Origin of the sequence: Planobispora rosea (assembly GCF_014648175.1) — a bacterium.
Lineage (GTDB): Bacteria > Actinomycetota > Actinomycetes > Streptosporangiales > Streptosporangiaceae > Planobispora > Planobispora rosea.
This window is the reverse complement of sequence record NZ_BMQP01000001.1, coordinates 118,616-144,991: the sequence shown is the minus strand read 5'-3', so window position 1 is coordinate 144,991 and position 26,376 is coordinate 118,616. Positions and strand designations below refer to the sequence as shown.

Sequence of the window (26,376 nt, the reverse complement as noted above, 5' to 3'; positions counted from 1 at the left end):
GTGGGAGGCGGCGTGTCACTGCGAGTCGCGATCGTCGGGTCAGGGCCCGCCGGGGTCTACACGGCCGAGGCGCTGGTCAAGCAGGCCGCCGGCCCGGTCGAGGTGGACGTCCTGGAGCGGCTGCCCACGCCCTACGGCCTGGTCCGGTACGGCGTGGCCCCCGACCACACCTCGATCAAGTCGATCGCGGGCTACCTCCGCCGGGTGCTGGAGCTGCCGGGCGTGCGCTTCCTGGGCGGGATCGAGTTCGGCCGGGACGTCACCGTCGACGACCTGCGGGCCTGCTACGACGCGGTGGTCTACTGCACCGGCGCGATGGTGGACCGGCGGATGGGCATCCCCGGCGAGGACCTGCCCGGCAGCGTGGCGGCCACCGACTTCGTCAACTGGTACTGCGGGCACCCCGACATGCCCGCCGACCGCTTCGTCCTCGACAGCCCCGAGGTCGCGGTGATCGGGGTGGGCAACGTGGCCGTGGACGTGGTGCGCGTCCTGGCCAAGACCGCCGAGGAGCTGCGGTCCACGGACGTGCCGGAGGAGGTCCTGAGCCGGCTGGCCGAGAGCCAGGTCAAGGTCATCCACATGATCGGCCGCCGGGGGCCCGAGCACGCCAAGTTCACTCTGAAGGAGCTGCGGGAACTGGGTGAGCTGGCCAACGCGGACGTGTGCGTGCGCCCCGACGAGGCCCCGGTCTCCGGAGAGATGGCCGCCCTGTCCCGGCAGGTCCGGGGGAACGTCGAGGTGATCCAGGCGTGGGCCGCCCGCTCCCCCGCGGGCCGCCCCCGCCGGCTGGACGTGCGTTTCTGGATGCGCCCGGTGGAGATCCTCGGCGACGGGCGGGTGGAGGCGCTGCGCCTGGAGCGGACCCGGCTGGACGACGGCCGGGTCGTCGGCACCGGCGAGTTCGAGACCCTCCCGGTCGGCATGGTGCTGCGCTCGGTCGGTTACCGGAGCGTCCCGCTGCCCGGCGTGCCCTTCTCCGAGGCCACCATGACCGTGCCCAACGAGGCGGGGCGGGTGCGCGACCGGGAGTACGTGGCGGGCTGGCTCAAGCGCGGCCCCACCGGCGTGATCGGCACCAACAAGTCCGACGCCGCCGAGACGGTCCGCACCCTCCTGGCCGACCTCTCCGGCCGGGATCCGGTACGGCACGCGGATCTGGACGCCGTCCTCGCCGAACGCGGGGTCTCCCCCGTCACCTACCGCCAGTGGTTGTCCATCGAGGCCGCCGAGGCCGCCCTGGCCCGCACCCTGGGCCGGGGCGAGCGGGTGAAACTGGCGGGCCTGGCGGCCATGCTCAGTGCCCTGGAGCGGGCGGAGTAGCCCCTGCCGGGGAGATACCGGGCCGGGCAGGCCGGGACCGGGGCGACCGGGAGCGGGACCGGGAGCGGGACCGGGACCGGGACCGGGACCCGGACGGGAAAGTGAGCCCGGACACAGGGAATCACCACTCAGCGTGTTCGCGTTTTCACTCTGGCGGGAGGAATGGCTAAGGAGGCGGCCGTCCCCGCCGATGGGCGCTTTGTGAACGGACCACTGGCTGACAAGGTTCCGGGACGGACGTCGAGGACACCCGCCCCGGGAGACTCGTCGCGCTCGACCTCAGACAGCCGGGCCACGGAGCCGGATGTGGACGCCGGATCCGCCGCCGCGCCCTCCGGGCCCTCCGGGGCGCCCACTGTCGAAGCGATCTGCGCCGAGCTCGACGCGCTGGAGAGCACCAGCGGCTACAACATCGAGACCGCCTACGACCGCGCCGTGGAGCTGGAGCGGGCGGCGGAGGAACTGGGCGAGATCGTGCCGGCGCTGCGGGCGCGGCTGATCCAGGCGGACGTGCGGGTCCGCTGGGGCGAGGTGACCGCGGTCGTCCCGGTCATCTGGCAGGTCAACCAGTGGGCCACCGCCAACGGGCACCGGCCGCTGCTGGCCCACAGCCACATGCTGATGGCCCGGGTCTACCGGGACCTGGGCGACGTGGCGTCCACGCTGGAGCACATGGTCTCCTCCATGGAGGCGCTCGACGAGGACACCCCCGCCCGCATCCGGCTCACCCACCTGATGAAGCTCGCCGACGCGCTCGACGAGAGCGGCTCCCGGGACGCCTCCCACGAGCGGTACCGGCAGGCCGAGCGCCTGGCCGCCACCATCGGCGTGGAGCGGCACGTGACGGTGCTCAACAACCTCGCCTACTCGGAGTACGCGGCCGGGGAGTACGAGCGCGCCTGGGAGGTCGTCGAGCGCATGCTGACGATCAGCGAGAAGCGCGGGTACGACCCCGACACCACGATCATGGACACCATCGCCCGGGTCCAGATCGGCATGGGCCACTACGCCGAGGCCGTGATGACCGCCCAGACCGGCATCGAGCTGTACGACTCCCAGGAGCTGATCCAGGCGGACTCGCTCCCCGAGGCCCTGCTCACCCTGGCCACCGCGCAGCGGCACCTGGGCACCACCAGGGACGCCCAGCGGAACCTGGACACCCTGATGGACGCCCAGAAGACCCTCGACCGCGCCCGTGCGATCTGCGAGGAGCACGGCTTCGTCAGGATCCTGGTCCAGGTGAAGCGGGAGCAGGCCGAGCTGTACGCCGCCACCCGCGACTACAAGAATGCCTTCGAGGCGTACAAGATCTACCACGCCGCGGAGAAGGACCTGGTCTCCATGCAGCGGGCGGCCCGCGCCCACACCCGGCAGGCCATGTTCGAGGCGGCCGAGGCCCGTCAGGAGGCCGAGCGCTTCCGCGAGCAGGCCCGCCGCGACCCGCTCACCGGGCTGCGCAACCGCCGGTACGTCGACGAGCACCTGCCCGGCCTCCTCGCCGACGCCGCCGCGACCGGGGGCGCGGTGACGGTCGCGCTCGTGGACCTCGACCACTTCAAGCGGATCAACGACACCTGCTCCCACGACGTGGGCGACCAGGTCCTGGTGGCGATCGCCAAGATGCTCGACTCCGTGCCCCCCTGCGACACGGGCGTCTCGGGCTTCGCCGCGCGCATGGGCGGCGAGGAGTTCCTGCTGGTCCTGACCGGGATGAGCCCCACCGCCGCGGTGGCCAGGATGGAGGACCTGCGGGCCTCCATCGCCGCCCGCTCCTGGACGTCGATCACCGGCGAGCTGCCCGTCACGGTCAGCATCGGCGTGACGGCCTCCCAGCCGCACAGCACCCAGTCCGAGCTCCTCAACCTCGCCGACGCGAACCTGTACACGGCCAAGCACAAGGGACGCAACCGCGTCTGCGCCACCTCCGGCGCGGCTCCCGTGCCCGTCTCCGCCGACGACCGGCGGCGTCACCGCGACGCCCCGCTCCCGGCGGACACCCGCTGAGCCCGGCCCATCGGGATGCGGCGGGCCGGGGCCGGGGCGCCGTGGACCAGGAGCCGGGGCACGATGGGACCAGGCGCTAAGGTGCGACGGTCAGGCACGTCCACGAGGAGCACCACCATGCGCGTCACACTGGCCGACCCTCTCGCCCTGATCCCGGGCTTCGAGCGGACCCACCGGGAGCAGTCGGCGCGTTATCCGGCGGCGGCGCCGGGGTGGCAGCCGGTGCACACCGTCTACGTGCCGGCCGACCGGTTCGGCGCGGAGACGGTGGAACAGTGGGGTGCCGCCGCGCTGGAGCTGTTCACCCGGCACCTGGCCGGGCCCGAGCACCTCGCCGCGGTCTTCGGGGTGAGCGCGGACCTGGCCGCGGACGTGCACGCGAGGGTCGCCGCCAAGCTCCGCCGGGAGCCGGTCGAGGACCTGCGGGTGGACTTCGAGGACGGGTACGGCGTGCGCCCCGCCGAGGAGGACGGCCACGCCGCGTGGGCCGCCGAGGCGGTCGCCGCCCTGCACGCGGCCGGTGCGCTCCCCCGCCGCTGGGGGCTGCGGGTCAAGTCGTTCGCCGACGGCGACCCGGGCCGGAGCCTGCGGACGCTGGACGGGTTCCTGACCGGGGTCGTCGAGCGGGCCGGGCTCCTGCCGGAGGGGTTCACGGTCACCTTCCCCAAGGTGCTGATGAAGGACTACCTGTACCAGTTCTCCGACTGCCTGGGGTCCCTGGAGAAGGGGCTGGGCCTGGCCGAGGGCACGCTGCGGTTCGAGATCCAGGTCGAGGCCACCCAGACCGTGGGCTTCCTCGACACCTCCCTGGCCGGCTCGCTCGGCGGCAGGCTCTCGGCCGCGCACTTCGGCGTCTTCGACTACACGGCGAGCTGCTCGCTCCCCCCGCACGAGCAGCGGCTGGACCATCCGGCCTGCGACCACGCCCGGCACGTCATGCAGACGGCGTTCGCCGGGACCGGCGTGGAACTGTCGGACGGCTCACTGGCCGCCTCCCCCGCCTCCGGCGGCAGGGACGACGTGCACGCGCTGTGGGCACGCCACGCGGAGCTGGTCGAGCACTCCCTGCGGCACGGCTTCTACCAGGGCTGGGACATGCATCCCTCGCACCTGGTCAGCCGCTTCGTCACGGTCTACGCCTTCCACCTGCGTCACTACGCCGAGTTCTCCGCCCGGGTCCGGGCGTGGCAGGAGCAGCGCGAGGCGGGCGGCGGGGTGATGGACGAGCCCGCGACGGTCAAGACGATGGCCGCCGCGCTGCGCCGCGCGGACCTCGCCCTCTGAAGAGCCCGCCGGGAGCGCCCGCGATCAGTCGATCAGGGTCCGCCACCGACGGACCAGGAAGGGATCGACCGGGTCCGACCACGACGCCCGCACGGCGCTCCCGACGTGGAAGGCCCGCACGCCGTACTCCAGCAGAACCGGGACGTGGGCGGGCCTCAGCCCGCCGCCCGCCATGATCAGAGGGCCGTCGCCGGCCTCGCACCGGGTCTTGAGGACGGGCAGGCCGTCCCCCACACCACCGGGCGCGCCGGAGGTGAGCACGGTGGCGAGGTTGGGCAGCAGGCGGACGGCGCGCCAGCCCGCCTGGACGTCGGCGGCGTGGTCCACCGCCCGATGGAAGGTCCAGGGCAGCGGGGCCACCGCGTGGATCATCGCCTCGGTGGCGGCGAGGTCGACCCCGCCCTCGGCGTCGAGGAAGCCGAACACGAACCCGGCCGCGCCCGCCTCGGCCAGGGCCTTGGCGTCGCGCCGCAGCCCTTCCAGGGATTCGGGCGTGGCCAGGAACGTGGGATCGGCACGCAGCATGACCATCTGCGGCAGCGCGCACACCTTGGAGATCTCCGCGACCGTCTCCGCCGCCGGGGTGAGCCCGTCGGACGCCATGTCGGCGACGATCTCCAGACGGTCGGCGCCGCCCTCTTCGGCCGCGACCGCATCACGCGCGTCGAGCGCGATCACCTCAAGCAGAGACCCGGTCATGCGCCCTCCTCCGGCGGCCGCACGACCCAGGTGCCCTGTCCATCGATGACCTCGACAAGCTCAGTCATGAGATGAGGCTATCGGATGGCTTTGTCCGAGATATCTGGGGATCGCCCTGGTTCAGGCATGCCCGGCGGCCCATTCCGCGAGCACCGGCTCCCGGCGGTCCACGAACGGCAGGGCGGTGCCCGGGACGCCGCCGCGCACCCCGCCGGGCCGCTGGAACAGCGCTCCCGAGGCACGGTGCGGCAGATCGACCGTGCGCAGATGGGTGAACCGCTGGCGCCGGTAGTAGGCCTGAAGCCCGGGGTTGTCCTTCGCGCAGTCCAGCCGGAGCCAGCGCCTGCCCGCGGCGAGCACGCGCAGCCCCGCCCAGTCGAGCAGCGCCTCGCCCAGGCCGCGGCCGGAGTGGCTGCGCGCCACGGCCAGCTTGTGGACGTAGAGCGCCGAATCCGGACGGTCCAGCGGGGTCCAGAACTCGGGGTCGGCGTCGCCGTCCAGGGCCACCGTCGCGGCCGGGCGGAGCGTGCCGTCCCCGCCGTCCCCGCCGTCCTCCCCGTCGATCACGTACAGGCTCCCCTCCTCGATCAGCGGGACGATGCGCTCGGCGGGGAAACCGCCTGCGGGCCACTGGCGCACACCTCGGCCGTTCAGCCAGGTGGCGGTCTCCGCCAGAAGGCCGAGCACCCCGGGGAGGTCGTCGCGGGTCGCCCTGCGGAGGGTGAGGCGGCGCCGGGTGGCGAGATTGACGGTGTTCGAGTGCATGATTCATCCCTTCGTTGCGTTCGGTACACGAGTTGACACGGAGAGTGGTCAACCGATGGCGCACGGCAGCCAGGCCGGGCCGGGGGGAAGGCCTAGGGACCCGAGGCGAAACGGGGAAAAGGACAGGGAAAGAAGCGGTGCCGCCGCCCGCGGCGCGGGCGGGGCGAGGACCACCCGGCCGGGGTGGTCACGGGGACCTCAACGGCTTTCCAGCTCGTACCTGATCAGGTGCTTGTCGGCGGGGAGTACGGAGATCGCCACCCGTACGGGAACGTCGTCCTCGTCGTAGCCGACACGGACATAGACGAGGACCGGCGTGCCCGACTGGAGCTGCAGCCGCTCGGCCTCCGAACTGGTGGGCATCCGCGCCCAGATGTCGTCCACCACCCTGACCTGGGGGTGGCCGAGTTCCTCAAGCACCCTGTTGGCCCCGCGCGCGATGTCACCGGGACGGGCGATCTCCGATCCGGAGACCAGCGCGAGCGGGAAGTACGAGTCGTTGGTGTTGTACGGCTGACCGTCCACGAACCGCAGCCGGCGCCGGACCACGGCGAGGTCGCTGTCGGGCAGTTCCAGCCTGCTGGCGATCTCCTCCGCCGGGTGCACGATCGACACCTCGATCTCCTGGCTCGGTTCGCGGCCTTCCTGGGACACTGCCCAGGCGAAGGCCTCCCGAGTCTCCCCCGGCTGCGGCTGGAGTTCCCGCTGGGGATGCATCAGCAGCGGACGGCGTTCCCTGACCACGGTGCCCCGGCGCGGCGTCCTGGTGACCAGGCCCTCGTTGACCAGCTCGCCGAGAGCGAGCCGGACGGTGTTCCGGCTCACCTGGTGGGCGAGCATGAGCTCTGACTCGGTCGGTAGCTGGTCCCCGGGTCCGAGCACGCCGGAGTAGATGGTCCTCCTCAGCTCGGAGGCCACCAATTGGTACAGCGATGACCGTGCCATTAAATCCCCTTTGTTCCAACAAACCTAGACGATCTGGTTCTAGTGGGGAACAGCCCCTTGACCCAGCCTCCCAGGGGCCGCATCATCCAATCGTTGGTACAAATCCATTGAAAGGTCGGCAAGGGGGTGGAGGCCGGTGCCGTCGGTCCGCGCGGATATGCCGTACCTGCCCTGGCGCGATCCCTGCGAGGCGACACGTTTACTGCGTTACGCGTTGCATCGCCAGGGGTTCACCCACACCTACCAGAGCAACGGGAACGGAATGTCCGTGCTTTCGGTGCTGACCGATCTGACCGTGTGGTGCAAGAGCGGGTCGTTCATCTGGAAAGAGGACGGGTGCGAGATCTCGCACCCGGCGGACGATCCGGTCGGGGCCGCACGGCTGATCTCCCGGCACTATCGGCGACCGGCCGCCGAGGATGACTCGGAGGTGATGGATTTCGTCCCCACCGACTCCCTGCGCGAATGACCGGTTCTGAGGACCTCATCCCTCGCCGGGGTCCTCTGCCGTCGCACAGGGCGGAACGCGTCCTGGCGGGTCCCCCACGCCCGCCAGGGCGCGCTTTCGTGTCCGGCCGCGGCATGCCCGCACGCCGTACCACCGCGGCCCCTCAGTCCGCCGGGCGCCAGTCGATCAGCGTCAGCTCGTCGTCCACCCGGACGAAGACCGCCTCGGCGCGCTGCCCGGTGTGCGGGGGCTCCGCGCCGCGCCAGTTGCCGTACATCACGCACTCGGGCGCGCCGGCCGGCCGTACCATCACCACGACGTACGGCTCCCGCACCCCGGGCAGGAACGGCTGGTGGCTGACGATCCAGCTCTCGATCCGCCCTGCGGGCTCCACCGCCTCCCAGCTCCACCCCGCGGTGCGGCAGCGGTGGCAGTAGGCGCGGGCCGGGAAGCGCCGCGTGCCGCAGGAGTCGCAGCGCTGGACAGTGAGCTCGCCCGCGCGGACCCGCTCCCACCAGGCCGCCGAGTCCCGGTCGGTCACCGGCCGTATCCGGCGTGTCGCCTCCGCGGACACGGGCTCACCCCTTCCTGAGGACCAGCGCCGAGGTGGCGGGCAGGATGTAGCCGGGCTGGGCGGTGGACAGGGCCACCTCTGCGCCGTCCACCTGGCGGTCGCCGGCGTCGCCGCGGAGCTGGGAGACGGCCTCGGCGACGTGGTTGACGCCGTGCACGTACCCCTCGGAGAGGAACCCGCCGTGGGTGTTGACCGGAACCCCCTCGCCCGAGGCGGCGTACGGCCCGCCCTCGCCCTTGGCGCAGAACCCGTAGTCCTCCAGCTGGACGACCACCGAGTAGGTGAAGCAGTCGTAGACCTCGGCCACGTCGATCTCGGCGGGACCGATGCCGGCCTGCCGGTACAGGCGGGGGGCCAGCTCGGCGGCGGCGGTCGTCGTGACGTCGGACGGCCCGCCGGACAGGAACGAGTCGCCGCCGCCCCAGGCCGCGGCGGAGATCAGCACCGGCGGGCGGCGCAGGTCCCGGGCCCGCTCAGCTGTGGTGATCACCAGGGCGCAGGCGCCGTCGGTCTCCAGGCAGCAGTCCAGCAGCCGGAACGGCTCGGCGATCCAGCGGCTGGCGAGGTAGTCGTCGAGGGTGATCGGGGTGCGCATCAGGGCCCGGGGGTTCTTGGCGGCGCTGGCGCGCTGCCGTACGGCAAGCTGCCCGAAATGCTCTTCTTTAGTGCCATATTTAGCCATATGGGCGCGGGCGAACATCGCGTACTGCTGCGGTGGCGCGACGTATCCGTACGGCGCCTGGTACTGCACCTCGGGGCTGACCGGCAGACCGCGGCCCGTCCCGCCCATCCGGAACTCCGAGCGCGCGTTGATCGCCCGGTAGCAGACGACCGTCTCCGCCACCCCGGCCGCGACCGCGAGCGCGGCCTGGCCGATCACGGCATGGGAGACGCTGCCGCCGCCGAACTGGTCCAGGTGCCAGGAGGGCCGGTGGACACCGAGCGCGGGCCCGACCACGGAGGGGGCCGCCGAGTCGCCGACCCGATGGGTGGCCAGGCCGTCCACGTCGTCGGCGGTCAGCCCGGCGTCCTCCAGCGCGGCCAGGATCGCCTCGCAGGCCAGGGTCAGGGTGCTGACCCCGGAGTTTTTGGAGAACCGCGTGTATCCGACGCCCGCGACGGCCGTACGGTCCCGGAACCCCGCCACGCGCACCCCCCATCCAAGCAAGCGCTTGGCCAGAGGCTAGGCTGGTGGACCCCATGTGTCAACGACATACTTTTTCCGGAACTTCCCTACCATCCAAGCAAGCGCTTGGTAATATACAGGGGACGGCAGGCTGCCGGCCCGCCGCCGCCATCCCCGCGGGGGCCGATCGGGCGCGATTGAGGAGGCGAATGCGACCATGGGCACCCACGCGGCACGGCTGCTGGAACCGGACGGTCACTCCCGCGCGCATCCGAACGGACGCGGGACCATCGGCAACGGAGCCGCCATGCGCAACGGCCTTTTCCCGGGTCACCCCGACGGATCCGGCGACCGGCCCCGCAGGTCCGGCGAGCACAACGGGGCCGTCGACAGCACGCGGTTCCGGTCCGTGCTCGGCCACTTCGCCACCGGCGTCGTGGCCATCACCGCGATCGACCCCGGCACCGGCGCGCCGTGCGGCCTGGCCGCCAACTCCTTCACCTCGGTCTCGCTCGACCCCCCGCTCGTGGCGTTCTGCGTGGCGCACACCAGCACCAGCTGGCCGCGCGTGCGCGCCGCCACGACCCTGACCGTCAACGTGCTGGCCGAGCACCAGCAGCCGGTCTGCGCGGCGCTGGCGAGCAAGGGCGGCGACAAGTTCGCCGGTCTGGAATGGACCGCCTCCCCCAGCGGCAACCCCGTGATCGGCGACGCTCTCGCCTGGATCGACTGCTCCGTCGAGGCCGAGTACCCGGCCGGCGACCACGTCATCGTCGTCGCCCGCGTCCACCAGCTCGACGTCCAGGGCGACAGCGGCCCGCTGGTGTTCTTCCGCGGCGGCTACGGCCGGTTCCACGCATGACCGATCCGCACATGACCGATCCACGCATGACCGATCCGCACACGACCGCCGGCTTCCGCGAGGAGGTCCGCTCCTGGCTGGAGGGGCACCTGAGCGGCGAGTTCTCCCACGCGCGGGGGCTGGGCGGGCCCGGCCGCGAGCACGAGGGACACGAGGTGCGCCTGGCCTGGGAGCGGCTGCTCGGCGCGGCGGGCTGGACCTGCCTGGGCTGGCCCGAGGAGCACGGCGGGCGCGAGGCGTCCCTGGCCGAGCAGGTCGTCTTCCACGAGGAGTACGCCCGCGCCCAGGCCCCGGCCCGGGTCGGGCACATCGGTGAGGGCCTCATCGGGCCCACCGTCATCGACTACGGCACCGAGGAGCAGAAGCGCCGCTTCCTGCCGCCGATCCGGCTCGGCGAGGAACTGTGGTGCCAGGGCTACTCCGAACCGGAGGCCGGATCCGACCTGGCGAACGTGCAGACCCGGGCGCACCTGGAGGGCGGCGAGTGGGTGGTCACCGGCCAGAAGGTGTGGACCTCCCTGGCCCACGTCGCCGACTGGTGCTTCGCCCTGTGCCGCACCGAGCCGGGCTCGGCGCGGCATCGGGGGCTGTCGTACCTGCTGATCCCGATGGACCAGCCCGGCGTCGAGGTCCGGCCGATCGTCCAGCTGACCGGCACCAGCGAGTTCAACGAGGTCTTCTTCGACGGCGCCCGTACGGGCGCCGCCAACATCCTGGGCGCGCCCGGTGAGGGCTGGCGGGTGGCGATGGCCACGCTCGGCTACGAGCGCGGCGCCTCCACCCTCGGCCAGCAGATCGGTTTCCAGCGGGAGTTCGACCGCGTCGTGGAGACGGCCAGGCGCACCGGCGCCGCCGAGGACCCGGTCCTGCGCGACCGGCTGGTCCGCTCGTGGCTGGAGCTGCGGATCATGCGCCTGAACGCGCTGCGCACGATGACCTCCCTGTCGGCCGGGGAACCGGGCCCCGAGGTGTCGATCGCCAAGCTCTACTGGTCGGAGTGGCACCGGCGGCTGGGCGAGCTGGCGCAGGCGGTGCAGGGCCGGGAGGGGCTGGTCGCCGACGGCCCGCCGTACGAGCTGAACGACCTGCAGCGGCTCTACCTGTTCAGCCGGGCCGACACCATCTATGCCGGGTCCAGCGAGATCCAGCGCACCATCATCGCCGAGCGCACTCTCGGCCTCCCCAAGGGGTAGGCCCCCAGGGAGCCGTCCTCGAAGCCGTATGGTGATCTGAAGGGCTCGTCACGCCCGCTCCGGGGACTGCAGGCCGGACCCCCGCCGAGGACCGTCACCGGTGACACGACGACCGGAGAGCCATGGAACGCGAGAAGATCACCCTCAGGGGTACCCAGGAGACCATGCTCGCCACGCTGTACGGCAGGGCGCTGGACAGCCGCTCGCCGAGGTCCATCCTGCGCGACCACGAGGCCGCCAGGGCGGTCCGGCGCATCGACTACGACTTCCGCAAGATGGGCATGACCGCCACGACCGCCGCCGGCGTCGCGCTGCGCGCCAGACAGCTCGACGAGTGGACCGCCGAGTTCCTCGCCGTCCACCCCGAGGCCACCGTGCTGCATCTGGCCTGCGGTCTCGACACCCGCGTCCACCGGCTCGGCCCGCCCCCGTCGGCCCGCTGGTTCGACGTCGACTATCCCGAGGTCGTCGAGCTGCGCGAGCGGCTGCTCCCGCGCCCCGAGGGCGACTACCGGACGATCGGCGCCTCGGTGACCGACGACGGGTGGCTCGACGCGATACCCGCCGACCGCCCGGCCGTGGCCGTCTTCGAAGGACTGACGATGTACCTGCGCAAGGAGGACGGCAGACGGCTGATCCAGCGGATCACCGGGCGCTTCCCCGGCGGGCAGCTCCTCTTCGACGGCTACGGGACGGTGGGCATCCGGATGCAGAAGCTGGTGCCCGCGGTACGCAGGTCCGGCGCGACGCTGTACTGGGGCATCGACGACCCGCGCGAGATCGAGGGCTGGCACGACGGGCTGGAGTGCCTGGACGCCCTGCGCAGCGTCGACATGCCCGGCCTGGACGAGCTCCCCCTGGCCGGCCGGATCCAGCTGGGGATACTGAAGCACATCCCCGCCCTGCGGGACGCGGGCCGCATCCTGCGCTACCGGTTCTGAGGTTCCGGGCCGTGAACCGGTCTCCATCGAGCGAACCCCCGCCTACTGCCGCGTGCAACCCCGCCGACCACCCCGGGACCGCGACCTCCGAACCCCGATTCCTACGCACCCGATCGCTCCCTCTATGACAGGACACACAACGTTCGTACCGACGAGACCGTGGCGTCATTAATGCCTCTCGGGGCGCGCCGCCTCCCGTTCCGGGACTTCAGACCTTCGGTAGATCAACCGCCATATCCGGCAAATCTGCCATGACCGCTTCGGCAGATCTGCCACGAACTAGGCGGCAGATCTGCCATGATGGTTCCGGCAGATCTGCAACGCACCAGGCCAGCGACGGCTACTCTCACATCGTGGAGACTGACGATTTGATGCTCTTCCCGCGCCGGGCACAAGCCATGGCGATGGAAGCACTCACCGATACCCGGGTAGTGGTGATCAATGGTGCCCGGCAGGTCGGCAAGAGCACCCTGGCCCAGGCCATCGTGCGAAACGCGACAGGAGCCAGGGAGCTCTACCTGGACCAGGCGGCCGTACGCGCGGCGGCACGGCAGGATCCAGACGGAATTGTGCATCACGACGGGCTCCTTCTCATCGACGAGATCCAGCGCGTACCCGACCTGCTCCTGTCCATCAAACGGGAAGTGGACGCCGATCCGCGGCCAGGACGCTTCCTACTGACGGGATCCGCCCGTCTCCTGGGACTTCGTGACCTTCCGGACGCGCTGCCCGGCAGGTCCGAGACGATCGAGCTCTGGCCGCTGTCCCAGGGAGAGATCGAGCAGAGCCCCGACGGATTCGTGGATGCGGCATTCCGGTACGGCCCCGATCTCACCATTTCAAGACCCGGGCTCCGCAGGAGCGACTATTTGAACCGGGCACTACGGGGCGGCTATCCGGAGGCCGTCCACCGTTCCTCGCATCGCAGAAGAGCGCGCTTCTTCGAGTCCTACATCTCCGATTTGATCAACCGGGACGTGAAGCAGGTCGCCGACATCGAGCACCCCGCCGACATGCGCCGCCTGCTCAACATCCTGTGCGGGCGGATGGGCGGCCTGGCTGTGATCGACAACATCAGCCGCGACCTTGGCATAGCGCGCAATACCGTGAAGCGGTATGTCGACCTGCTCGACCTGGTGTATGTCATCCGGCGGATCCCGGCCTGGTCCTCCAACGCGACCACGCGCGCCATCGCCACACCCAAACTCCTGGTGGTGGACTCCGGGCTCGGCGCCCACCTGGCCGGCCTCACCCCCTCCCGGGTCACCGACGTCACCGCGCCCGTGGGCCCGCTGCTGGAGAACTTCGTCCTCGGCGAGCTGGCCCGCCAGCTGACCTGGGCGGAAGAGCCCATACGGCTCTATCACTACCGAGACCGGGACGGGATCGAAGTCGACGGCATCCTGGAGCGCGCCTCTGGTGAGGTCGTCGGCATTGAGGTCAAGGCGGCCGAGACCGTACGCGCCGACGACTTCAAAGGGCTTCAGCACCTGGCCCGCCGACTCGGCGACCGGCTCATCGCCGGGTACGTCCTCTACGCTGGCCAGGAAACGCTTCCTTTTGGAGACCGGATGCGGGCTCTTCCGCTGTCCGCGCTGTGGGAGGCGCCATCGACTCCCTGACGTGTCGAATCCATCAGGCAGAACCGGCCGGATGGGTCACATAGCTTGACATCGGTGCCGCCGAGGCGGCGGTAACCGTCGGCGTATCTGCGGATGTTCCTGGAGGAGAGTCCTTCGATCGGACTCCTGTCCGCAGCCTCAGGCGTCGGTGTCTTTCGGGTGGCGGGGTGAGGCGTAGATGATCCAGACGGTGCGGGTGTCGTCATCGATGGCGTAGCGGACGCGCCCGCCGCTGATGACCTCGAATCCCCACTGTTCCAGGTCGTGGCCGTTGTGGCGATGGGTGGCCAGGTCGCCACGGAGCCGGTGCCGGCGTCCGTGATCTGCCCGGCAACGGGGATCGGCCCGCAGTGTCTCGAAGCAGCGGCGGGTGTTGGCCAGGGCGTGCCGGCACAACTCCTCCCAGCCTTTGACCGCCTCACCGGTGCCGAACCGGAGGTCCCGTTCGCCGTCGGGTGGCGGGACCGTCACCCGGTCGCCGCGCTTGGGACTCACGCGGTGACCTCGACCGGCCCGAAGTCACCGCTGGTGGCCTTGCGTGCCTGGGCGTAGCGCACGGGGTCGGCTTTGATGCGGACGGTGGCCCGCCAGCCCGCGATGACTTCCTGGGCGGTGGTATCGACCTCGAGTTCCGCGGCGTCGGAGAGCGCCTCGACTTCTGATAAGCGGTGAACGGAGCGGCGGGCGCGGACAGCCCCACGCGGCGGGACAGATCTCCCCCACTCGGCCCGTTCGCCGATGGCCCAGATCTCACAGATCTCGATGGCCTTGTCATTGGTGATCCGGTGGACGATCCGCTGAACCTGATGGGTCACCTGGCCGTATGGGGCCGGCGCGTTGTCGACGCGGACTGGCACCAGCGACGCTGGCGCTGACCCCGAGAACGGGAAGGGCGGGCACCGGTGTGCCCGTCACCAAGGCACAGTTCCGGCGTCGTCGAAGAATCCGCCGGTCGGTCCGTCGTCGGGCAGGGTCGCGAGGTCAATCGCGATGGCCGCACCCTGTTGCGGTGTACGGACGCCACTGAAGCCGTTGAGGTCGGTGGCGGTGAAACCGGGACAGCCGGAGTTGATCAGGATGTTGGTATCACCCAGTTCCTTGACGTATTGGATAGTGAGGGCGTTGAGGAAGGTCTTCGACGCCAAGTACGCAGCTGGAACTGGGCCCATGTCGATGCCGGGTGCGGTTTGCAGGGCGAGCGAGCCGACGCTGCTGGACATGTTGACGATCCGCGGTGACGCCGAGGCGCGCAGCATCGGCAGCATCGCGTTGGTGACCCGGATGACCCCGATCACGTTGGTTTCCACGACGGCTCGCACGGTCGCGGGATCGACCGTGGTGGGCGTCTGCGGCACGCCGCCGGTGATCGCGGCGTTGTTGACCAGAACATCGAGCCCTCCGGCATGGTCGGCGATCAATCGGGCCGCCGCGGACACACTTGCGTCGTCGGTCACGTCGAGCGGCACGCCGAACGCATCGGTCCCGGCCGCGCGCAACTTCTCCACCGCGGTGTCGCGGCGTCGCCGATCGCGCGCGCCCACACCGATTCGCCAGCCAAGCGCGCCCAGGCCAGCGGCGATCTCGTATCCGATTCCCTTGTTCGCGCCGGTCACCAGCGCAATCGTCTGTTCACTCACATCGCCGATCCTGCCGCGGCTCGGGGTGCGGCATCCAAGACCGATCGGGTGGGCGGCGATACCGCACGGGTATTGGTCGCGGTCACAGCCGAATACCATGATCTGGTGGAGACGCGGGAGATGCGATATTTCGTCGCCGTCGCTGAGGAGTTGCACTTCGGACGGGCGGCACAACGGCTCGCGATGGCGCAACCACCACTATCGCGAGCCATCCAGCAGCTCGAACGGCGGCTCGGAGTCGTTCTGCTGCACCGCACCACTCGCGCCATCGCCTTGACCGAAGCCGGGGCGGTGCTGCTGCGGGAGGCCCGGACCGTGCTCGACGCGGTCGAAGCCGCCGAGCGCCGCACCCGCCGCGCCGCGGGCGGCCAGCCGGGTGTGGTGCTGGCCGCCAAGGCTGGAGCGTCCAGGGAACTGTTGTCGAAGCTTCTGGACGCCTACGCCGCCGAACCGGGCTCGGCGGCAGTCGAGGTGATGTTGTGCGGGCCGGGCGAGCCGGAAAGTCTGCTGCGCACCGGGCGTGCCGACGTTGCTCTGCTCCACCGGCCCTACGACACGACAGCCGGATTCGACACCGAGGATCTGCACACCGAACAGCAGGTCGTGGTCCTGCCCAAGGGTCATCCCCTCGCCAACCGGGCGCATCTGTCGTTAGTCGAGGTCAACGCCCAGGCGGACCTGCCCCTGCCGCGCTGGCCTGGACGGGATGGCAGCCATCCGGACGGCCCCGGCCCGCAGGTGCGCGACCATACCCAACTGTTCCAACTGATCGCGCTCGGGCTGGCCTGCGCCGTCATACCCGAGTCGCTCCGAGACCAGCTACGCGACGACCACGCCATTGTGCCGGTGCCGGACGCACCGGCCGTCACGACCGTAATCGCCTGGCCACCACACAGCAGATCCAAAGCCGTCGCCGACCTCGTCCGCACCGCGACACGCCTCCAGCCGACACCCGCTGCGGCACCGACACCAGCTTGATGTCGGTGCCGCCGAGACCATGGGGCTCGCGAGAACGGCCAAGATGCTCGCCGGGATGCTTCTTGGCCGTCCCCTCACGGCGAAGGCGTCCGTGCCGCAGCCGAGATCCATCACGGCGGCCGGGTCGGCCGAGAGCGGATGATCACGTCCGGATGTGGTGCCTCGCGAGCACGGCGAGGAGTCCGAGCTGGATCGCGGTGGCGAGGACCATTCGTACGCTGAGGCTGTCCATGTGGGGTATCGCGAGGACGAGGAAAGCCGCAGCCGGTGCGGCCGCGCACAGCCGCATCCACTTCTTGTGGCCGAGGGCGGAGAATCGCCGGGCGAAGACCAGGCAGGCGCCGAACCACGCTATCTGAACGATCAGGAAACCGACCTCGTGCAGCATGCCGTGCCAGCTCATCTCGGGGGCGCCGGCCGGTGCCCCCGAGGGGAAACCGGCCCCCGCGTCGGTGGGGAAGATCCCCGCCATGATGAGTCCGACGCCGTTGAGTCCGACCAGGACCGGCGCCCATCGATGGCCTCGTCCGGAGCGGAGTTCCCGTCCCAGGCCGGCGGCGGATGCCAGCAGGAGCGCGCCGCAGAGCATGAAATTGGTGATCTGTATCCATCCCGGATCGCCGAGGCTCAGCAGGCTCAGCGGATGCCGGGTCAGATCGTAGCCGTCGCGGGTCACCGCCTGGACCGACCACAGTGCGAGAAACAGCGGTCCGGCCACGACTCCGCAGATGAGCAGGCGGGCAGTGGTGGGCGCTGTGACCGAGGCGTGGTGTTCCATGGAGGGGTTCCTCTCTGTTCGAGGGTGTCTCTGTCCGGGAGGGTCCGGGTTCGACGTCGATCGCGTCGCAGGACACGTCGGAGCCGGCCGGGCCGACCGGACACCCCCGGGCAGAGATTTCAGGAACAGGCGGCGTCGCCGGAGTCCAGACCGCGAAGCCTCGGGGGCGCGCGTTCAAGGAGCGCCGCTTCCGTTCAGAGGCCTGAGCCGTACGGCCCGGCCGCCTTGCGGAGGAGTCGCACGGACTGCCCGGCTCCTCCCGAATGCCGTCGATCGTCCCGATGTGACAGAGTGATCGACATGTTCGCAGTCACCGTACGGACGGAAGACGGTCGCCGGCACGTCCGGGCAGGGGCGGAAGAACTCGCCGAACTGGTCAACCGGCTGGGCGGCCGGGACAACCGGTTCCTGGTCGTCCAGCGGATCCCCGACCTGCCCGATGTCTTCATCCAGGTGTGGCACGAAGACGAATGCGACTACACGGTGGAGCACCGCGACGGGGCGCCCGACCGGCACTTCCAGGTGATGTTCGACGAGCCCGAGCCGGTGATCGCGGTCATGACCCGCTGGGCGCGCCGGGAGGACGGGTGGGACGCCGGGCTGGACTGGACCCCGTTGGACCTGGGCCCTCCCGAGTCTGCGCCTCCTCTGGAACTCGACGAGGACGAGCGCGAGAAGCTCCACGCGCGCATCCGTGAAGTGATCGTGGGCGGTTACGCGACACGGGCGCAACTGGCCGAGATCGCGCAGGACTATCTCGTGTCAGGCGACCGCCGCCCGGTCTCTCCCGGCCAGGCACGCCGGCTGGTGGACCGGATGTGGCTGGAGCGCGTCGAGGAGCAGGCCTCCTGGCGGGGGGAGACGGACCCGGAGCGGCTCAGCCGGGCCTTCGCCGCCCTGGAAACCGCAGGGATTACGGCGAGGGAGAACTTCACCTGCTGCCGCGCGTGCGGCCAGGCGGAGATCGGGGCGGCGGGCGCACCCGATGCCCGCGGCTACGTCTACTTCCACAGCCAGTGCACGGACTCGGCCGCGGCCGGACACGGACTGGCGCTCCTGTACGGCGGCTTCGACGGTTCGCCGGACACGACGGCGTCCATCGGCCGGGAGATCGTGGCCGTGCTCGGGGAGACCGGCCTTCCTGCGGAGTGGGACGGCGATCCCCGCAGGGCCATCACCGTCGCCCCCCTCGACTGGCGCAAACGCCTCGTCGGCTGAGGAGACCGCCTCCCCGGCCGGACCGGTACCGCTCCGAGGCCGTACGGACGTCGTCTCCTGCGGTTCGCGAACGCCCGGACACCGCCGATCCGGATTGTCGGTCCGGTAGAGCAGGATGGCGGGCATGGCTGAGCGCAAGTACGGCGTGCCCGCGCCCGAGACCCGGACGACCGTCAGATCCGAGGACTGGGGGTGCGATGACCTGTCGGACCGCCTGTACGAGCAGGTCGCCTTCGTCGATGTGGACATGACCGAGGCGTCGAGTCGGCGGGCGACCTTCTCCGAGTGCGCGTTCCGCGACGTCCGCTTCAACGCGTCCACCCATTCCGAGACCGCCTTCCTGAACTGCACCTTCACCCGCTGCACGTTCTTCGACGCCACTTTCACCGGCTGCAAGATGATCGGCGGCATGTTCAGCGACTGCACCTTCGACCTGCTCAAGGTCGACGGCGGAGACTGGTCGTTCGTCGGCCTGCCGGGGGCCTCCCTGCGCAGCGCCTCCTTCACCGACGTGCGGATGCGCGAGGCCGATCTCACCGGGGCGCGGTGCGAGGGAGCCGTGCTCCGGGGGGTCGACCTGTCCGGCGCGTGGCTGCACAGCGCCGACCTGTCCCGCTGCGACCTGCGCGGCAGCGATCTGTCGGCGCTGGACCCGCTCACCACAGCCGTCAAGAACGCCGTGATCGATGTCCGCCAGGCCGTCACGATCGCCGTCGCGCTGGGCCTGGACGTGCGTTCCGACTGAGTAGCCCTGTGTCAAGCTGCTGCTGATTGATCTTGCCTGAGCAGGGTCTGGAGGGCCCCATGCTCGGCCGGATCGTAGGCGACGCCGTCCTGCCAGCAGTGCCAGATCACATACAGCCAGGCCCGCGCGAGAATGCGGGTGGCATGGGGATGGTCCTTGCCTCGGGCGACCGCATCGGCATACAACTTGGCCGCCCAGACATTGGCCCTGCGGGAGTCGGCAGCAAAGTCGCAGACCGCATCCCGCAACTGCTTGTTGACCGCCCAACGGAAACCGACGCTCTTGTGCTTGCCGGACTGGCGGGTCGAGGGCGCCACCCCGGCCAGGCACGCCAGCGCGGCCGGATCGGGGAATCGGGCGCGGCAGTCGCCGATCTCAGCCAGTAGCCGGGCGGCGCGCACGGTGCCCGAACGGGGCAGCGAGGTGAAGATGTGCGCGTCGGCGTGCACCGCGAGTTGCTCGGCGATCTGCGCCTCCAGGGCCTTGATCTGCTCGACCAGCGCAGCCAGCACGGCCAGCAGGGCACGAGTGGTATGCGCGCGGGCGGCGCCGTCATCGCCGCTCGCGCCGCGGGGCGCGCTTTTGAGATGGGCCAGCAGCGCGGCCGGGCTCTGCCGGCCGCAGTAGCCGACACTGCCCAACCAGGCGGCCAGGCGGCGCTGCGACAGCCAGTCGGCGCGGTCCTGGCAGTCGAAGCGGGCCAGGAAAGCCAGGCTGATCGGGCTGTCCAGGCTGGCGAACAGGCCGACGGCGCCGGGCAGAGCCTTCTGCAGGTGGGCGCGTAGCTGGTTGCCCAGGGCCACCCGGTGGGCGACCAGGTCACGGCGGGCACGCACGGTGGCCCGCAGCGTGGCGGTGGCCGGGTCATCGGGGGTCAGTCGGCGGAGCCGGGCCCGATCGGTGCGCAGGGTGTCGGCCAAGACGAACGCGTCGAAGCGGTCGTCTTTGTTGCCGGCCGCACCGTAGCGGGAGCGCAGGTTCTTGACCTGGTTCGGGCTGATCACCACCACGGTCAGGCCGGCGGCGAGCAGGGCCTCGACCACGGGGCCGTCACCGCGTTCGATGGCGACCTCGGCCGCTCCGGCTTGTATGAGGCCTCGGGTGAGGTCGTTGAGTCCGGCGTCGGTGTGGGCGACGGTGAAACGGGTGGTCACTTTGCCGGCCGCATCGACCACGCAGGCGACGTGATCGGCGCTGGCCCAGTCGACGCCTGCGGTCACCCCGTTGGGGGCGTTGGCGGGCAGGGATGTGGCGGGGGCATACTGCATGACAGCCTCCTCGCTGCTAGCCCAGTGGGGAGGCACCCTTTTTTTCGGTGCCGGGACGCGGCAGCCAGTGAGCTCACTGTTCGGCGCTCGGCGGCGCTCAGCCCTGTCGACGGTCAGCGCGTCCCGGGTGACCGCCGGATCCCGCGGAACTCAGTCTGGACCTCCAGGTCGAGCGAGCAGGGCGGTGATCCGGTGGCACCTGGGGTGCATCGGCGGTCTTCGACTGCCGACAAGACAATGGTGCACCAGTGAGCGTGCACGGGACGCCCGTCAGCCGCCGACCCCGAGGAGGCCGCCGTCGGGGGCCGGGACGGGGCCGGTGGTCCCCCGGCGGAACGGCCGCCCTCCGGGTCGCGGAAGTCGTTACCGCCGGGCACCTGACGCCGGAGAGGCTGATCATTAAAGTGGGCGCCATGACCGATCCCCCCGATCATCTGCAGATCCGTGCCGGTGACCGCGACCGGGACCGGGTGGCCGAGACCCTGCGTCACGCGGTCGGCGAGGGCCGTATCACCATCGAGGAGCTCCACGAGCGGCTCGGCCGCACCTACGCGGCGCGGACCTTCGGGGAGCTCGACGCCATCGTGGCCGATCTCCCCCGGCCGGGCGCCCTGCCCGCGCCGCTGCCGGGCTTCCCGGACGGCCTGCCCGTACCGCTCCCGGACTCGCCGGACGTCCTGCGGCTGCACACGCGGAGCGGCCGGGTGAAGCGTCTCGGCCATTGGGTCGTCCCCCCGCGCATCAGCGTCAGATGCGGGGTCTGGGGCACCGTGAAGATGGACTTCATGCGGGCGGAGTGCCCGCACCGCGAGGTCTCCGTCGAGCTGGAGGTGACCTCGTGGTTCGGGGACGTCATCGTCGTCGTCCCGCACGGCTGGCGGATCCGTGCCGACGAGGTGCTGACCACGGGTATGGGCACCGTGCACAACAAGCCCGCGGGGCCCCCGGCGCCGGACGCTGTCACACTGCGGTTCTCCGGCGAGACGAAGGGCGACATCTGGGTGCGGTACCGCTATCGCCGCGGCTGAGCCGCACTGCGGCTGACCTTTGCCGTGGCTGACCTTTGCCATGGCTGAGCCGCACTGCGGCTGACCGTGCCGTGCCTCCCGCCGTCAGGCGGTGGTAAGAGCACGGTCAGCGCTCCCGTCGAGGCTTCTCGTGCGGGCCCAGCCACGGGCCCGCACGACGACACGACGAGGGGTCCCTCATGAAGAACGCGGAGAACACGAACGTGCTGATCTCCGGCGCCGGCATCGCCGGGCCCGCGCTGGCGCACTGGCTGAACCGGTACGGTTTCGCCGTCACGGTGGTGGAGCGGGCGCCGGCCCTGCGCGAGGGCGGCCAGGCGGTCGACTTCCGGGGCGCGGCGCACCTGGGCATGCTCCGGCGCATGGGCGTCCTGGAGGACATCCGCCGGTCGCGGACCACCCCGGGCCCGCTGACCGTGGTCGACGGGGACGGCACACCGCTGGTGAGCCTGCCGCCGGAGTTCACCGGCGGCGAGGTGGAGATCCTCCGGGGCGACCTGACCCGGCTGCTGTACGAGCGCACCGGGAACGACACCGAGTACGTCTTCGGCGACTCCATCGCCTCCATGGAGGAGACCGGCGGCGGGGTGCAGGTCACCTTCGACAGCGGCCTCTCGCGCGGGTTCGACCTGGTGATCGGGGCCGACGGCCTGCACTCCAACGTGCGCGGGCTGGTCTTCGGCCCCGAGGAGCGGTTCGTCCGTCCCTCCGGCTACCACGTTGCGATCTTCACCGTGGACGACGACCTCGGTCTCGGCCCCGGCTCGTCGATGTACACCGAACCGGGCAGGTCTCTGGCCGCGGGCGACGCCGACGGCCGTACCAGCGTCATGTGCGTCTTCTCCGCCGAGGGGCTGCGCTGCGACCACCGCGACACCGGGCGGCACCGGAAGATCCTGGCCGACGCCTACGCGGGCATGGGCTGGCGCGCCGCCCGGCTGATGGAGGGCGTGTGGGGGGCCCGCGACCTGTACTTCGACTCCATCGGAATGGTCCGCATGGACCGCTTCACCGCCGGGCGCGTGGCGCTGCTCGGGGACGCCGGATACGGCGCGACCTGCGGCGGCATGGGGGCGGGGATGGCGATGATCTCCGCCTACGTGCTGGCCGGGGAACTGGCGCAGGCCGGTGGCGACCACCGCGTCGCCTTCCCCCGCTACGAGGAGGCGATCCGCGGCTACGCCAGGGCCTGCCAGAAGGTCGCCGGGAACGTCGGCCCGTTCTTCGCGCCGCCGACCGACCGGAGGATCCGGCGCCGGAACCGGGCCTACCGGATGCTGACCTCTCCCCTGCTGGGCGGTTTCCTCGACCGGTTGACCACCAGGGCGGCGAACTCGATCACGCTGAAGGACTACGGGAGCACGCTGAGGAACTACCGGAGCGCACGGAGCGGGGAGTAGTGCCCTCCGGAATCCGGCAGCTCTCCGAATCGGTCAATCTCTGGAATGCCGTTAACACGTTCCAAAAACATGCTTTGTCATCTGGCGGACACGGCTCCGGCGGGTTTACCGTGCGCACCATGACCACCGACGGGCGCTCGGCCCACATCCTCGACGTCCTCGTCACCGAGTTCGGTGACTCCATGGCGATCGACCCGCCCGCCTTCCGGCGCAAGTTCCGGAAGATGGCCGCCTCCCCGTTCGCCTTCTACCGGGGCAGCGCCTGCCTGTTCTACGCGGACATGACCGGCGCGTTCGCCGACGACGCGTTCCTGGACGGTCCGACGAGCCGGGTGTGGATCCACGGCGACCTGCACGCCGAGAACTTCGGCACCTACATGAACGCCTCGGGTGTCCTCGTCTTCAACGTCAACGACTTCGACGAGGCCTACGTCGGCCCCTACGTGTGGGATCTCAAGCGGTTCGCCGCCAGCGTCGCGCTGATCGGCTACGCCAAGGCGCTGTCGGACGAGGTGATCTCAAGCCTGGTCGCCGAGTTCACCCACGCCTACCTGGCCGAGCTGAACGGCATCGCGCGCGACGGCGACGACGCCATCGGCTCGCTGACGCTGAAGACCACCAGCGGCGTGCTCCACCAGGTGCTCCAGCGCGCCCGGCTGCACACCCGGGTGGCCCTGCTGGAGGTGGAGACCACGATCGAGAACTACGACCGCCGTTTCGCCGCCATGGAGGGCCGTCACCCGGTCGGCGACGAGACGCGGCACGCGGTCGAGGCGGCCTTCCAGGACTACCTGACCACGCTCCCCGCGGTGTCCGAGGTCGAGCACCGGATCAAGGACGTCGCGCTGCGCAAGGGCGTCGGCATCGGCTCGGCCGGGCTGCCCTCCTACAACCTGCTGCTGGAGGGCCACACCGAGGCGCTGGAGAACGACGTCATCCTCTACATGAAGCAGGCGCAGGTCCCGGCCGTGGCCCGGCACATCGCCGACGAGAAGGTGCACGGCTACTTCAAGCACCAGGGTCACCGCACCGCCGAGTCCCAGCGCGCCCTGCAGGCCTACGCCGATCCCTGGCTCGGCTACACCGCGCTGAACGGCGTCGGCCAGCTCGTCGCCGAGATCAGCCCGTACTCCGCGGACCTCGACTGGGGTGACGTGAACGAGCCGGAGGAGCTCAGCTCCGTGATCCGCGACCTGGGTACGGCGGTGGCCCGCATGCACTCGGTGGCCGACGACGAGTCCAGCCACGACCTGGTCGACTTCTCCACCGAGGACGCGATCACAGCCGTGGTCGGCGGTGACGAGAAGGGCTTCACGGAGATGCTCGTCGACTTCGCCCACGCCTACGGCGCCCGGGCCAGGGCCGACCACCAGTTCTTCGTCGACCTGTTCCGCAACGGCCGCCTCCCCGGCCTCTGACGGGAGCCACCGGGTCGGCCTCGGGACCGGGGCGGGTTCAGGCCGGTGCCCGGCCCGCCTCGGCGAAGTGGCAGGCGACCCGGGAACCGGGTGCGGCGGGCAGGATGTCCAGCGGCTGCGACCGGCACCGCCCGTCGACCCCGGCCTCGGCCGCCTGCCCCCCGGCCAGGACCTGGCAGCGGGGGTGGAAGCGGCAGCCCCCGGGGATGCCGGTCGGGTCCGGCGGCTCGCCGCCCAGGACGATGGGCGACGGCGACTCCGGGAGCACCGAGAGCAGCGCCTGGGTGTAGGGGTGGGAGGGCGCGCTCAGCACCTGCTCGACGGGGCCCGACTCGACGATCCTGCCGAGATACATCACCGCGACGCGGTCGGCGATGTTCCAGGCGAGGCCGAGGTCGTGGGTGACGACCAGCGCGGACAGGCCCAGCTCGGCGCGGAGGCGCAGCAGCAGCGCGAGGATCTCGCCGCGGACGGAGGCGTCCAGGGAGGCGACGGGCTCGTCGGCGACCAGGACCCTGGGCTCCAGGGCCAGCGCCCCGGCGATGACCACGCGCTGGCGCTGCCCGCCGGACAGCTCGTGCGGGTACACCGGGAAGAACCGCTCCGGCGGGCGGAGCCCGGCCCGCGACAGCGCCGAGGCGACCCGTTCCCGCTCCCCGGGCAGGCCGTGGATGCGCGGCCCCTCGGCCACCGCCTCGTAGACGGTGTGCCGGGGGTTGAGCGACCCGGTCGGGTCCTGCGGCACCAGCTGGACCTCGCGGCGGTAGGCCTTGAGCGCGCGGGTGGAGTAGGTCAGGGGCGCGCCGCCGTACCGGACGGCGCCCGAGGCGGGCCGTTCCAGGCCGAGCAGCGTGCGGGCCAGCGTCGTCTTGCCGCAGCCGGACTCTCCCACGAGTGCGACGATCTCGCCCTCGCCGACGGCGAGGTTGACCCCGTCCACGGCCCGCGCCCGCCGCCCGCGCGCGGTGAACTCCACGTGCACGTCGATGGCTTCGAGCAGGGTCACGCGCTCTCCTTCGCCGGTTCCGGCAGGACGTGGACGCACGCGGCGGTGTGCCGGGGCACCGGGCGCGCGTGTTCCGGCGGGATTCGGCCGTCCGGGGGAGGGGCGCCCGGCGCCTGCCCGTCCGGAGCCTGCGCGTCCAGGGCGGGACCGTCCGGGATCTGCCCGTCCGGGGTGCGGTCGGCGGGCCACAGCTCGACGTCCCGGGTTGCGCAGGACGGCAGCGCCACCGGGCAGCGGGGGCGGAAGGAGCAGCCGCCCGGCAGCCGCATCGGGTCGGGCGGGTCACCCCCCAGTCCCCGGGGCGCCATCCGGGAGGCGAGGTCGCCGACCGTGGGGAACGCCTCGGCCAGCGCCCTGCTGTACGGGTGCCGGGCGGCGGTGAAGACCTCGCGCGACGGGCCCGTCTCGACCACCTTCCCGGCGTACATCACCGCCAGCCGGTCGCACGTCGCCGCCAGGACCGACAGGTCGTGCGAGATCATGATCAGGCTGATGCCCCGGTCGGCGATGAGCGTGCGGATCAGCGCGAGCACCTGGGCCTGGATCATCACGTCCAGGGCCGTCGTCGGCTCGTCGGCGATGATCAGATGCGGCTCGCAGGCCAGTGCCATGGCGATCATCACGCGCTGGCGCTGCCCGCCGGACAGCTCGTGCGGGTAGCTCCGTTCCCGCCAGGCGGGCAGGCCCACCTGCTCCAGCAGCTCGGCCACCCGCGTGCGTGCCCGGGCCGGGGTCGCCGTACCGTGCACCAGCAGCGGCTCGGCGATCTGCGCGCCGACCCGGCGCACCGGGTTCAGCGCGTGCTGGGCTCCCTGGAAGACCACCGAGGCCGACGCCCACCGCACCGCGCGCAGCCGTCCCCACGACATCGTGAGCACGTCCTCACCGTCCAGCAGGATCCCGCCGGTCACCCGGGCGGTCTTCGGCAGCAGCCTGAGCAGCGCCATCGCCAGCGTCGACTTGCCCGACCCGGACTCCCCCGCGACGCCGAGGGCCTCTCCCTCGCCCAGGGTCAGCGAGACCCCGCGCACGGCGGGCACGTCCCCGGCGGCGCTCCGGTAGGTGACCGCCACGTCGCGCAGCTCCAGCAGCCTTCCCCGCCGCGTCTCCGGCG

General features: G+C 71.2%; 26 protein-coding genes and 1 pseudogene. 15 read left to right on the top strand and 12 right to left on the bottom strand.

Annotated elements, in window-relative coordinates:
• Positions 1-12 precede the first annotated feature (12 nt).
• The 3 genes from IEZ08_RS00590 to IEZ08_RS00580 all read left to right on the top strand — a co-directional run bounded on the left by IEZ08_RS00590 (position 13) and on the right by IEZ08_RS00580 (position 4,611).
• Positions 13-1,323, top strand: a complete 1,311-nt coding sequence (locus IEZ08_RS00590) for an FAD-dependent oxidoreductase (protein WP_084779665.1) — start codon at positions 13-15, stop codon at positions 1,321-1,323.
• Between the two features lie 306 nt (positions 1,324-1,629).
• Positions 1,630-3,327: a GGDEF domain-containing protein gene (locus tag IEZ08_RS00585; protein WP_068921940.1), complete on the top strand. Its 1,698-nt coding sequence runs from the start codon at positions 1,630-1,632 to the stop codon at positions 3,325-3,327.
• Positions 3,328-3,444: 117 nt separating this feature from the next.
• The gene (locus IEZ08_RS00580; RefSeq protein ID WP_068921939.1) at positions 3,445-4,611 is read left to right on the top strand and encodes a DUF6986 family protein; all 1,167 of its coding nucleotides are present in this window, start codon (positions 3,445-3,447) and stop codon (positions 4,609-4,611) included.
• 24 nt (positions 4,612-4,635) lie between these two features.
• Here the strand turns inward: IEZ08_RS00580 and IEZ08_RS00575 are convergent, their stop codons facing one another.
• The 3 genes from IEZ08_RS00575 to IEZ08_RS00565 form a co-directional block, all read right to left on the bottom strand.
• A complete protein-coding gene (locus IEZ08_RS00575) occupies positions 4,636-5,310 on the bottom strand; it encodes a copper homeostasis protein CutC (RefSeq protein ID WP_068921938.1) in 675 nt (224 codons plus the stop codon).
• Between the two features lie 120 nt (positions 5,311-5,430).
• The gene (locus IEZ08_RS00570; RefSeq protein ID WP_068921937.1) at positions 5,431-6,075 is read right to left on the bottom strand and encodes a GNAT family N-acetyltransferase; all 645 of its coding nucleotides are present in this window, start codon (positions 6,073-6,075) and stop codon (positions 5,431-5,433) included.
• Between the two features lie 198 nt (positions 6,076-6,273).
• The gene (locus IEZ08_RS00565) at positions 6,274-7,020 is read right to left on the bottom strand and encodes a GntR family transcriptional regulator (protein WP_068921936.1); all 747 of its coding nucleotides are present in this window, start codon (positions 7,018-7,020) and stop codon (positions 6,274-6,276) included.
• A 136-nt stretch (positions 7,021-7,156) separates the two neighbouring features.
• On the opposite strand from IEZ08_RS00565, the gene IEZ08_RS00560 reads away from it, so the two are divergent.
• Positions 7,157-7,489 carry a hypothetical protein gene (locus tag IEZ08_RS00560; RefSeq protein WP_141703677.1) on the top strand — a complete coding sequence of 111 codons (333 nt, stop codon included), beginning with the start codon at positions 7,157-7,159 and terminating at the stop codon, positions 7,487-7,489.
• 142 nt (positions 7,490-7,631) lie between these two features.
• Here the strand turns inward: IEZ08_RS00560 and IEZ08_RS00555 are convergent, their stop codons facing one another.
• Together IEZ08_RS00555 and IEZ08_RS00550 are read right to left on the bottom strand one after the other, a co-directional pair.
• Positions 7,632-8,009, bottom strand: coding sequence for a Zn-ribbon domain-containing OB-fold protein (locus IEZ08_RS00555; RefSeq protein ID WP_229802823.1), 378 nt, complete (start codon positions 8,007-8,009; stop codon positions 7,632-7,634).
• A gap of 37 nt (positions 8,010-8,046) precedes the next feature.
• Complete coding sequence (locus IEZ08_RS00550) at positions 8,047-9,189, bottom strand: thiolase C-terminal domain-containing protein (protein ID WP_068928486.1); 1,143 nt, start codon at positions 9,187-9,189, stop codon at positions 8,047-8,049.
• 196 nt (positions 9,190-9,385) lie between these two features.
• Between IEZ08_RS00550 and IEZ08_RS00545 the strand changes: the two genes are divergently transcribed.
• The 5 genes and pseudogenes from IEZ08_RS00545 (at position 9,386) to IEZ08_RS40820 (ending at position 13,786) form a co-directional block, all read left to right on the top strand.
• Positions 9,386-10,030, top strand: coding sequence for a flavin reductase family protein (locus tag IEZ08_RS00545; protein WP_084779664.1), 645 nt, complete (start codon positions 9,386-9,388; stop codon positions 10,028-10,030).
• A gap of 11 nt (positions 10,031-10,041) precedes the next feature.
• Positions 10,042-11,223 (top strand): acyl-CoA dehydrogenase family protein, encoded by a 1,182-nt coding sequence (locus IEZ08_RS00540; RefSeq protein WP_229802822.1) that lies wholly within the window; start codon positions 10,042-10,044, stop codon positions 11,221-11,223.
• Positions 11,224-11,345: 122 nt separating this feature from the next.
• Complete coding sequence (locus tag IEZ08_RS00535; RefSeq protein ID WP_068921934.1) at positions 11,346-12,164, top strand: class I SAM-dependent methyltransferase; 819 nt, start codon at positions 11,346-11,348, stop codon at positions 12,162-12,164.
• A 251-nt stretch (positions 12,165-12,415) separates the two neighbouring features.
• Positions 12,416-13,411, top strand: a pseudogene (locus IEZ08_RS00530) (ATP-binding protein); the annotation flags it as partial.
• 36 nt (positions 13,412-13,447) lie between these two features.
• Complete coding sequence (locus IEZ08_RS40820; protein WP_506330634.1) at positions 13,448-13,786, top strand: DUF4143 domain-containing protein; 339 nt, start codon at positions 13,448-13,450, stop codon at positions 13,784-13,786.
• A 138-nt stretch (positions 13,787-13,924) separates the two neighbouring features.
• Here the strand turns inward: IEZ08_RS40820 and IEZ08_RS00525 are convergent, their stop codons facing one another.
• The 3 genes from IEZ08_RS00525 to IEZ08_RS00515 form a co-directional block, all read right to left on the bottom strand.
• Positions 13,925-14,281, bottom strand: coding sequence for a hypothetical protein (locus IEZ08_RS00525; RefSeq protein WP_189241445.1), 357 nt, complete (start codon positions 14,279-14,281; stop codon positions 13,925-13,927).
• A complete protein-coding gene (locus IEZ08_RS00520; protein WP_068921932.1) occupies positions 14,278-14,601 on the bottom strand; it encodes a hypothetical protein in 324 nt (107 codons plus the stop codon). The genes IEZ08_RS00525 and IEZ08_RS00520 overlap by 4 nt, the downstream gene beginning before the upstream one ends.
• Positions 14,602-14,697: 96 nt before the next feature.
• Positions 14,698-15,423, bottom strand: coding sequence for an SDR family NAD(P)-dependent oxidoreductase (locus tag IEZ08_RS00515; RefSeq protein ID WP_068921931.1), 726 nt, complete (start codon positions 15,421-15,423; stop codon positions 14,698-14,700).
• 105 nt (positions 15,424-15,528) lie between these two features.
• On the opposite strand from IEZ08_RS00515, the gene IEZ08_RS00510 reads away from it, so the two are divergent.
• On the top strand, positions 15,529-16,401 hold the full coding sequence (locus IEZ08_RS00510; RefSeq protein ID WP_189241444.1) for a LysR family transcriptional regulator: 873 nt from the start codon (positions 15,529-15,531) through the stop codon (positions 16,399-16,401).
• Between the two features lie 142 nt (positions 16,402-16,543).
• On the opposite strand, the gene IEZ08_RS00505 is transcribed toward IEZ08_RS00510, so the two are convergent.
• The gene (locus IEZ08_RS00505; RefSeq protein ID WP_068921929.1) at positions 16,544-17,179 is read right to left on the bottom strand and encodes a DUF998 domain-containing protein; all 636 of its coding nucleotides are present in this window, start codon (positions 17,177-17,179) and stop codon (positions 16,544-16,546) included.
• A 300-nt stretch (positions 17,180-17,479) separates the two neighbouring features.
• Here IEZ08_RS00505 and IEZ08_RS00500 point away from each other — a divergent pair, with 300 nt between their 5' ends.
• Positions 17,480-18,397, top strand: a complete 918-nt coding sequence (locus IEZ08_RS00500; RefSeq protein ID WP_189241443.1) for a DUF6891 domain-containing protein — start codon at positions 17,480-17,482, stop codon at positions 18,395-18,397.
• A 124-nt stretch (positions 18,398-18,521) separates the two neighbouring features.
• On the top strand, positions 18,522-19,142 hold the full coding sequence (locus IEZ08_RS00495) for a pentapeptide repeat-containing protein (protein WP_068921928.1): 621 nt from the start codon (positions 18,522-18,524) through the stop codon (positions 19,140-19,142).
• Positions 19,143-19,153: 11 nt separating this feature from the next.
• On the opposite strand, the gene IEZ08_RS00490 is transcribed toward IEZ08_RS00495, so the two are convergent.
• Positions 19,154-20,410 (bottom strand): IS110 family RNA-guided transposase, encoded by a 1,257-nt coding sequence (locus tag IEZ08_RS00490; RefSeq protein WP_189241442.1) that lies wholly within the window; start codon positions 20,408-20,410, stop codon positions 19,154-19,156.
• A gap of 413 nt (positions 20,411-20,823) precedes the next feature.
• Between IEZ08_RS00490 and IEZ08_RS00485 the strand changes: the two genes are divergently transcribed.
• From IEZ08_RS00485 to IEZ08_RS00475, 3 genes are all read left to right on the top strand, one after another.
• Positions 20,824-21,438, top strand: a complete 615-nt coding sequence (locus IEZ08_RS00485) for a DUF1707 SHOCT-like domain-containing protein (protein WP_189241441.1) — start codon at positions 20,824-20,826, stop codon at positions 21,436-21,438.
• 179 nt (positions 21,439-21,617) lie between these two features.
• A complete protein-coding gene (locus IEZ08_RS00480) occupies positions 21,618-22,838 on the top strand; it encodes an FAD-dependent monooxygenase (protein ID WP_189241440.1) in 1,221 nt (406 codons plus the stop codon).
• A 119-nt stretch (positions 22,839-22,957) separates the two neighbouring features.
• Complete coding sequence (locus IEZ08_RS00475) at positions 22,958-24,256, top strand: DUF2252 domain-containing protein (RefSeq protein ID WP_189241439.1); 1,299 nt, start codon at positions 22,958-22,960, stop codon at positions 24,254-24,256.
• A 37-nt stretch (positions 24,257-24,293) separates the two neighbouring features.
• Here IEZ08_RS00475 and IEZ08_RS00470 read toward each other — a convergent pair whose 3' ends face one another.
• The gene (locus IEZ08_RS00470; protein WP_068921925.1) at positions 24,294-25,262 is read right to left on the bottom strand and encodes an ABC transporter ATP-binding protein; all 969 of its coding nucleotides are present in this window, start codon (positions 25,260-25,262) and stop codon (positions 24,294-24,296) included.
• On the bottom strand, positions 25,259-26,353 hold the full coding sequence (locus IEZ08_RS00465) for an ABC transporter ATP-binding protein (RefSeq protein WP_203863212.1): 1,095 nt from the start codon (positions 26,351-26,353) through the stop codon (positions 25,259-25,261). The genes IEZ08_RS00470 and IEZ08_RS00465 overlap by 4 nt, the downstream gene beginning before the upstream one ends.
• Between the last annotated feature and the right edge of the window lie 23 nt (positions 26,354-26,376).

Coding starts and splice junctions, on each gene's coding strand:
- IEZ08_RS00565 (WP_068921936.1), bottom strand. CDS start 7,020: ATGGCACGGTCATCGCTGTACCAATTGGTGGCCTCCGAGCTGAGGAGG.
- IEZ08_RS00545 (WP_084779664.1), top strand. CDS start 9,386: ATGGGCACCCACGCGGCACGGCTGCTGGAACCGGACGGTCACTCCCGC.
- IEZ08_RS00475 (WP_189241439.1), top strand. CDS start 22,958: ATGACCACCGACGGGCGCTCGGCCCACATCCTCGACGTCCTCGTCACC.
- IEZ08_RS00575 (WP_068921938.1), bottom strand. CDS start 5,310: ATGACCGGGTCTCTGCTTGAGGTGATCGCGCTCGACGCGCGTGATGCG.
- IEZ08_RS00495 (WP_068921928.1), top strand. CDS start 18,522: ATGGCTGAGCGCAAGTACGGCGTGCCCGCGCCCGAGACCCGGACGACC.
- IEZ08_RS00580 (WP_068921939.1), top strand. CDS start 3,445: ATGCGCGTCACACTGGCCGACCCTCTCGCCCTGATCCCGGGCTTCGAG.
- IEZ08_RS00540 (WP_229802822.1), top strand. CDS start 10,042: ATGACCGATCCACGCATGACCGATCCGCACACGACCGCCGGCTTCCGC.
- IEZ08_RS00490 (WP_189241442.1), bottom strand. CDS start 20,410: ATGCAGTATGCCCCCGCCACATCCCTGCCCGCCAACGCCCCCAACGGG.
- IEZ08_RS00535 (WP_068921934.1), top strand. CDS start 11,346: ATGGAACGCGAGAAGATCACCCTCAGGGGTACCCAGGAGACCATGCTC.
- IEZ08_RS00500 (WP_189241443.1), top strand. CDS start 17,480: ATGTTCGCAGTCACCGTACGGACGGAAGACGGTCGCCGGCACGTCCGG.
- IEZ08_RS00505 (WP_068921929.1), bottom strand. CDS start 17,179: ATGGAACACCACGCCTCGGTCACAGCGCCCACCACTGCCCGCCTGCTC.
- IEZ08_RS00480 (WP_189241440.1), top strand. CDS start 21,618: ATGAAGAACGCGGAGAACACGAACGTGCTGATCTCCGGCGCCGGCATC.
- IEZ08_RS00570 (WP_068921937.1), bottom strand. CDS start 6,075: ATGCACTCGAACACCGTCAATCTCGCCACCCGGCGCCGCCTCACCCTC.
- IEZ08_RS00485 (WP_189241441.1), top strand. CDS start 20,824: ATGACCGATCCCCCCGATCATCTGCAGATCCGTGCCGGTGACCGCGAC.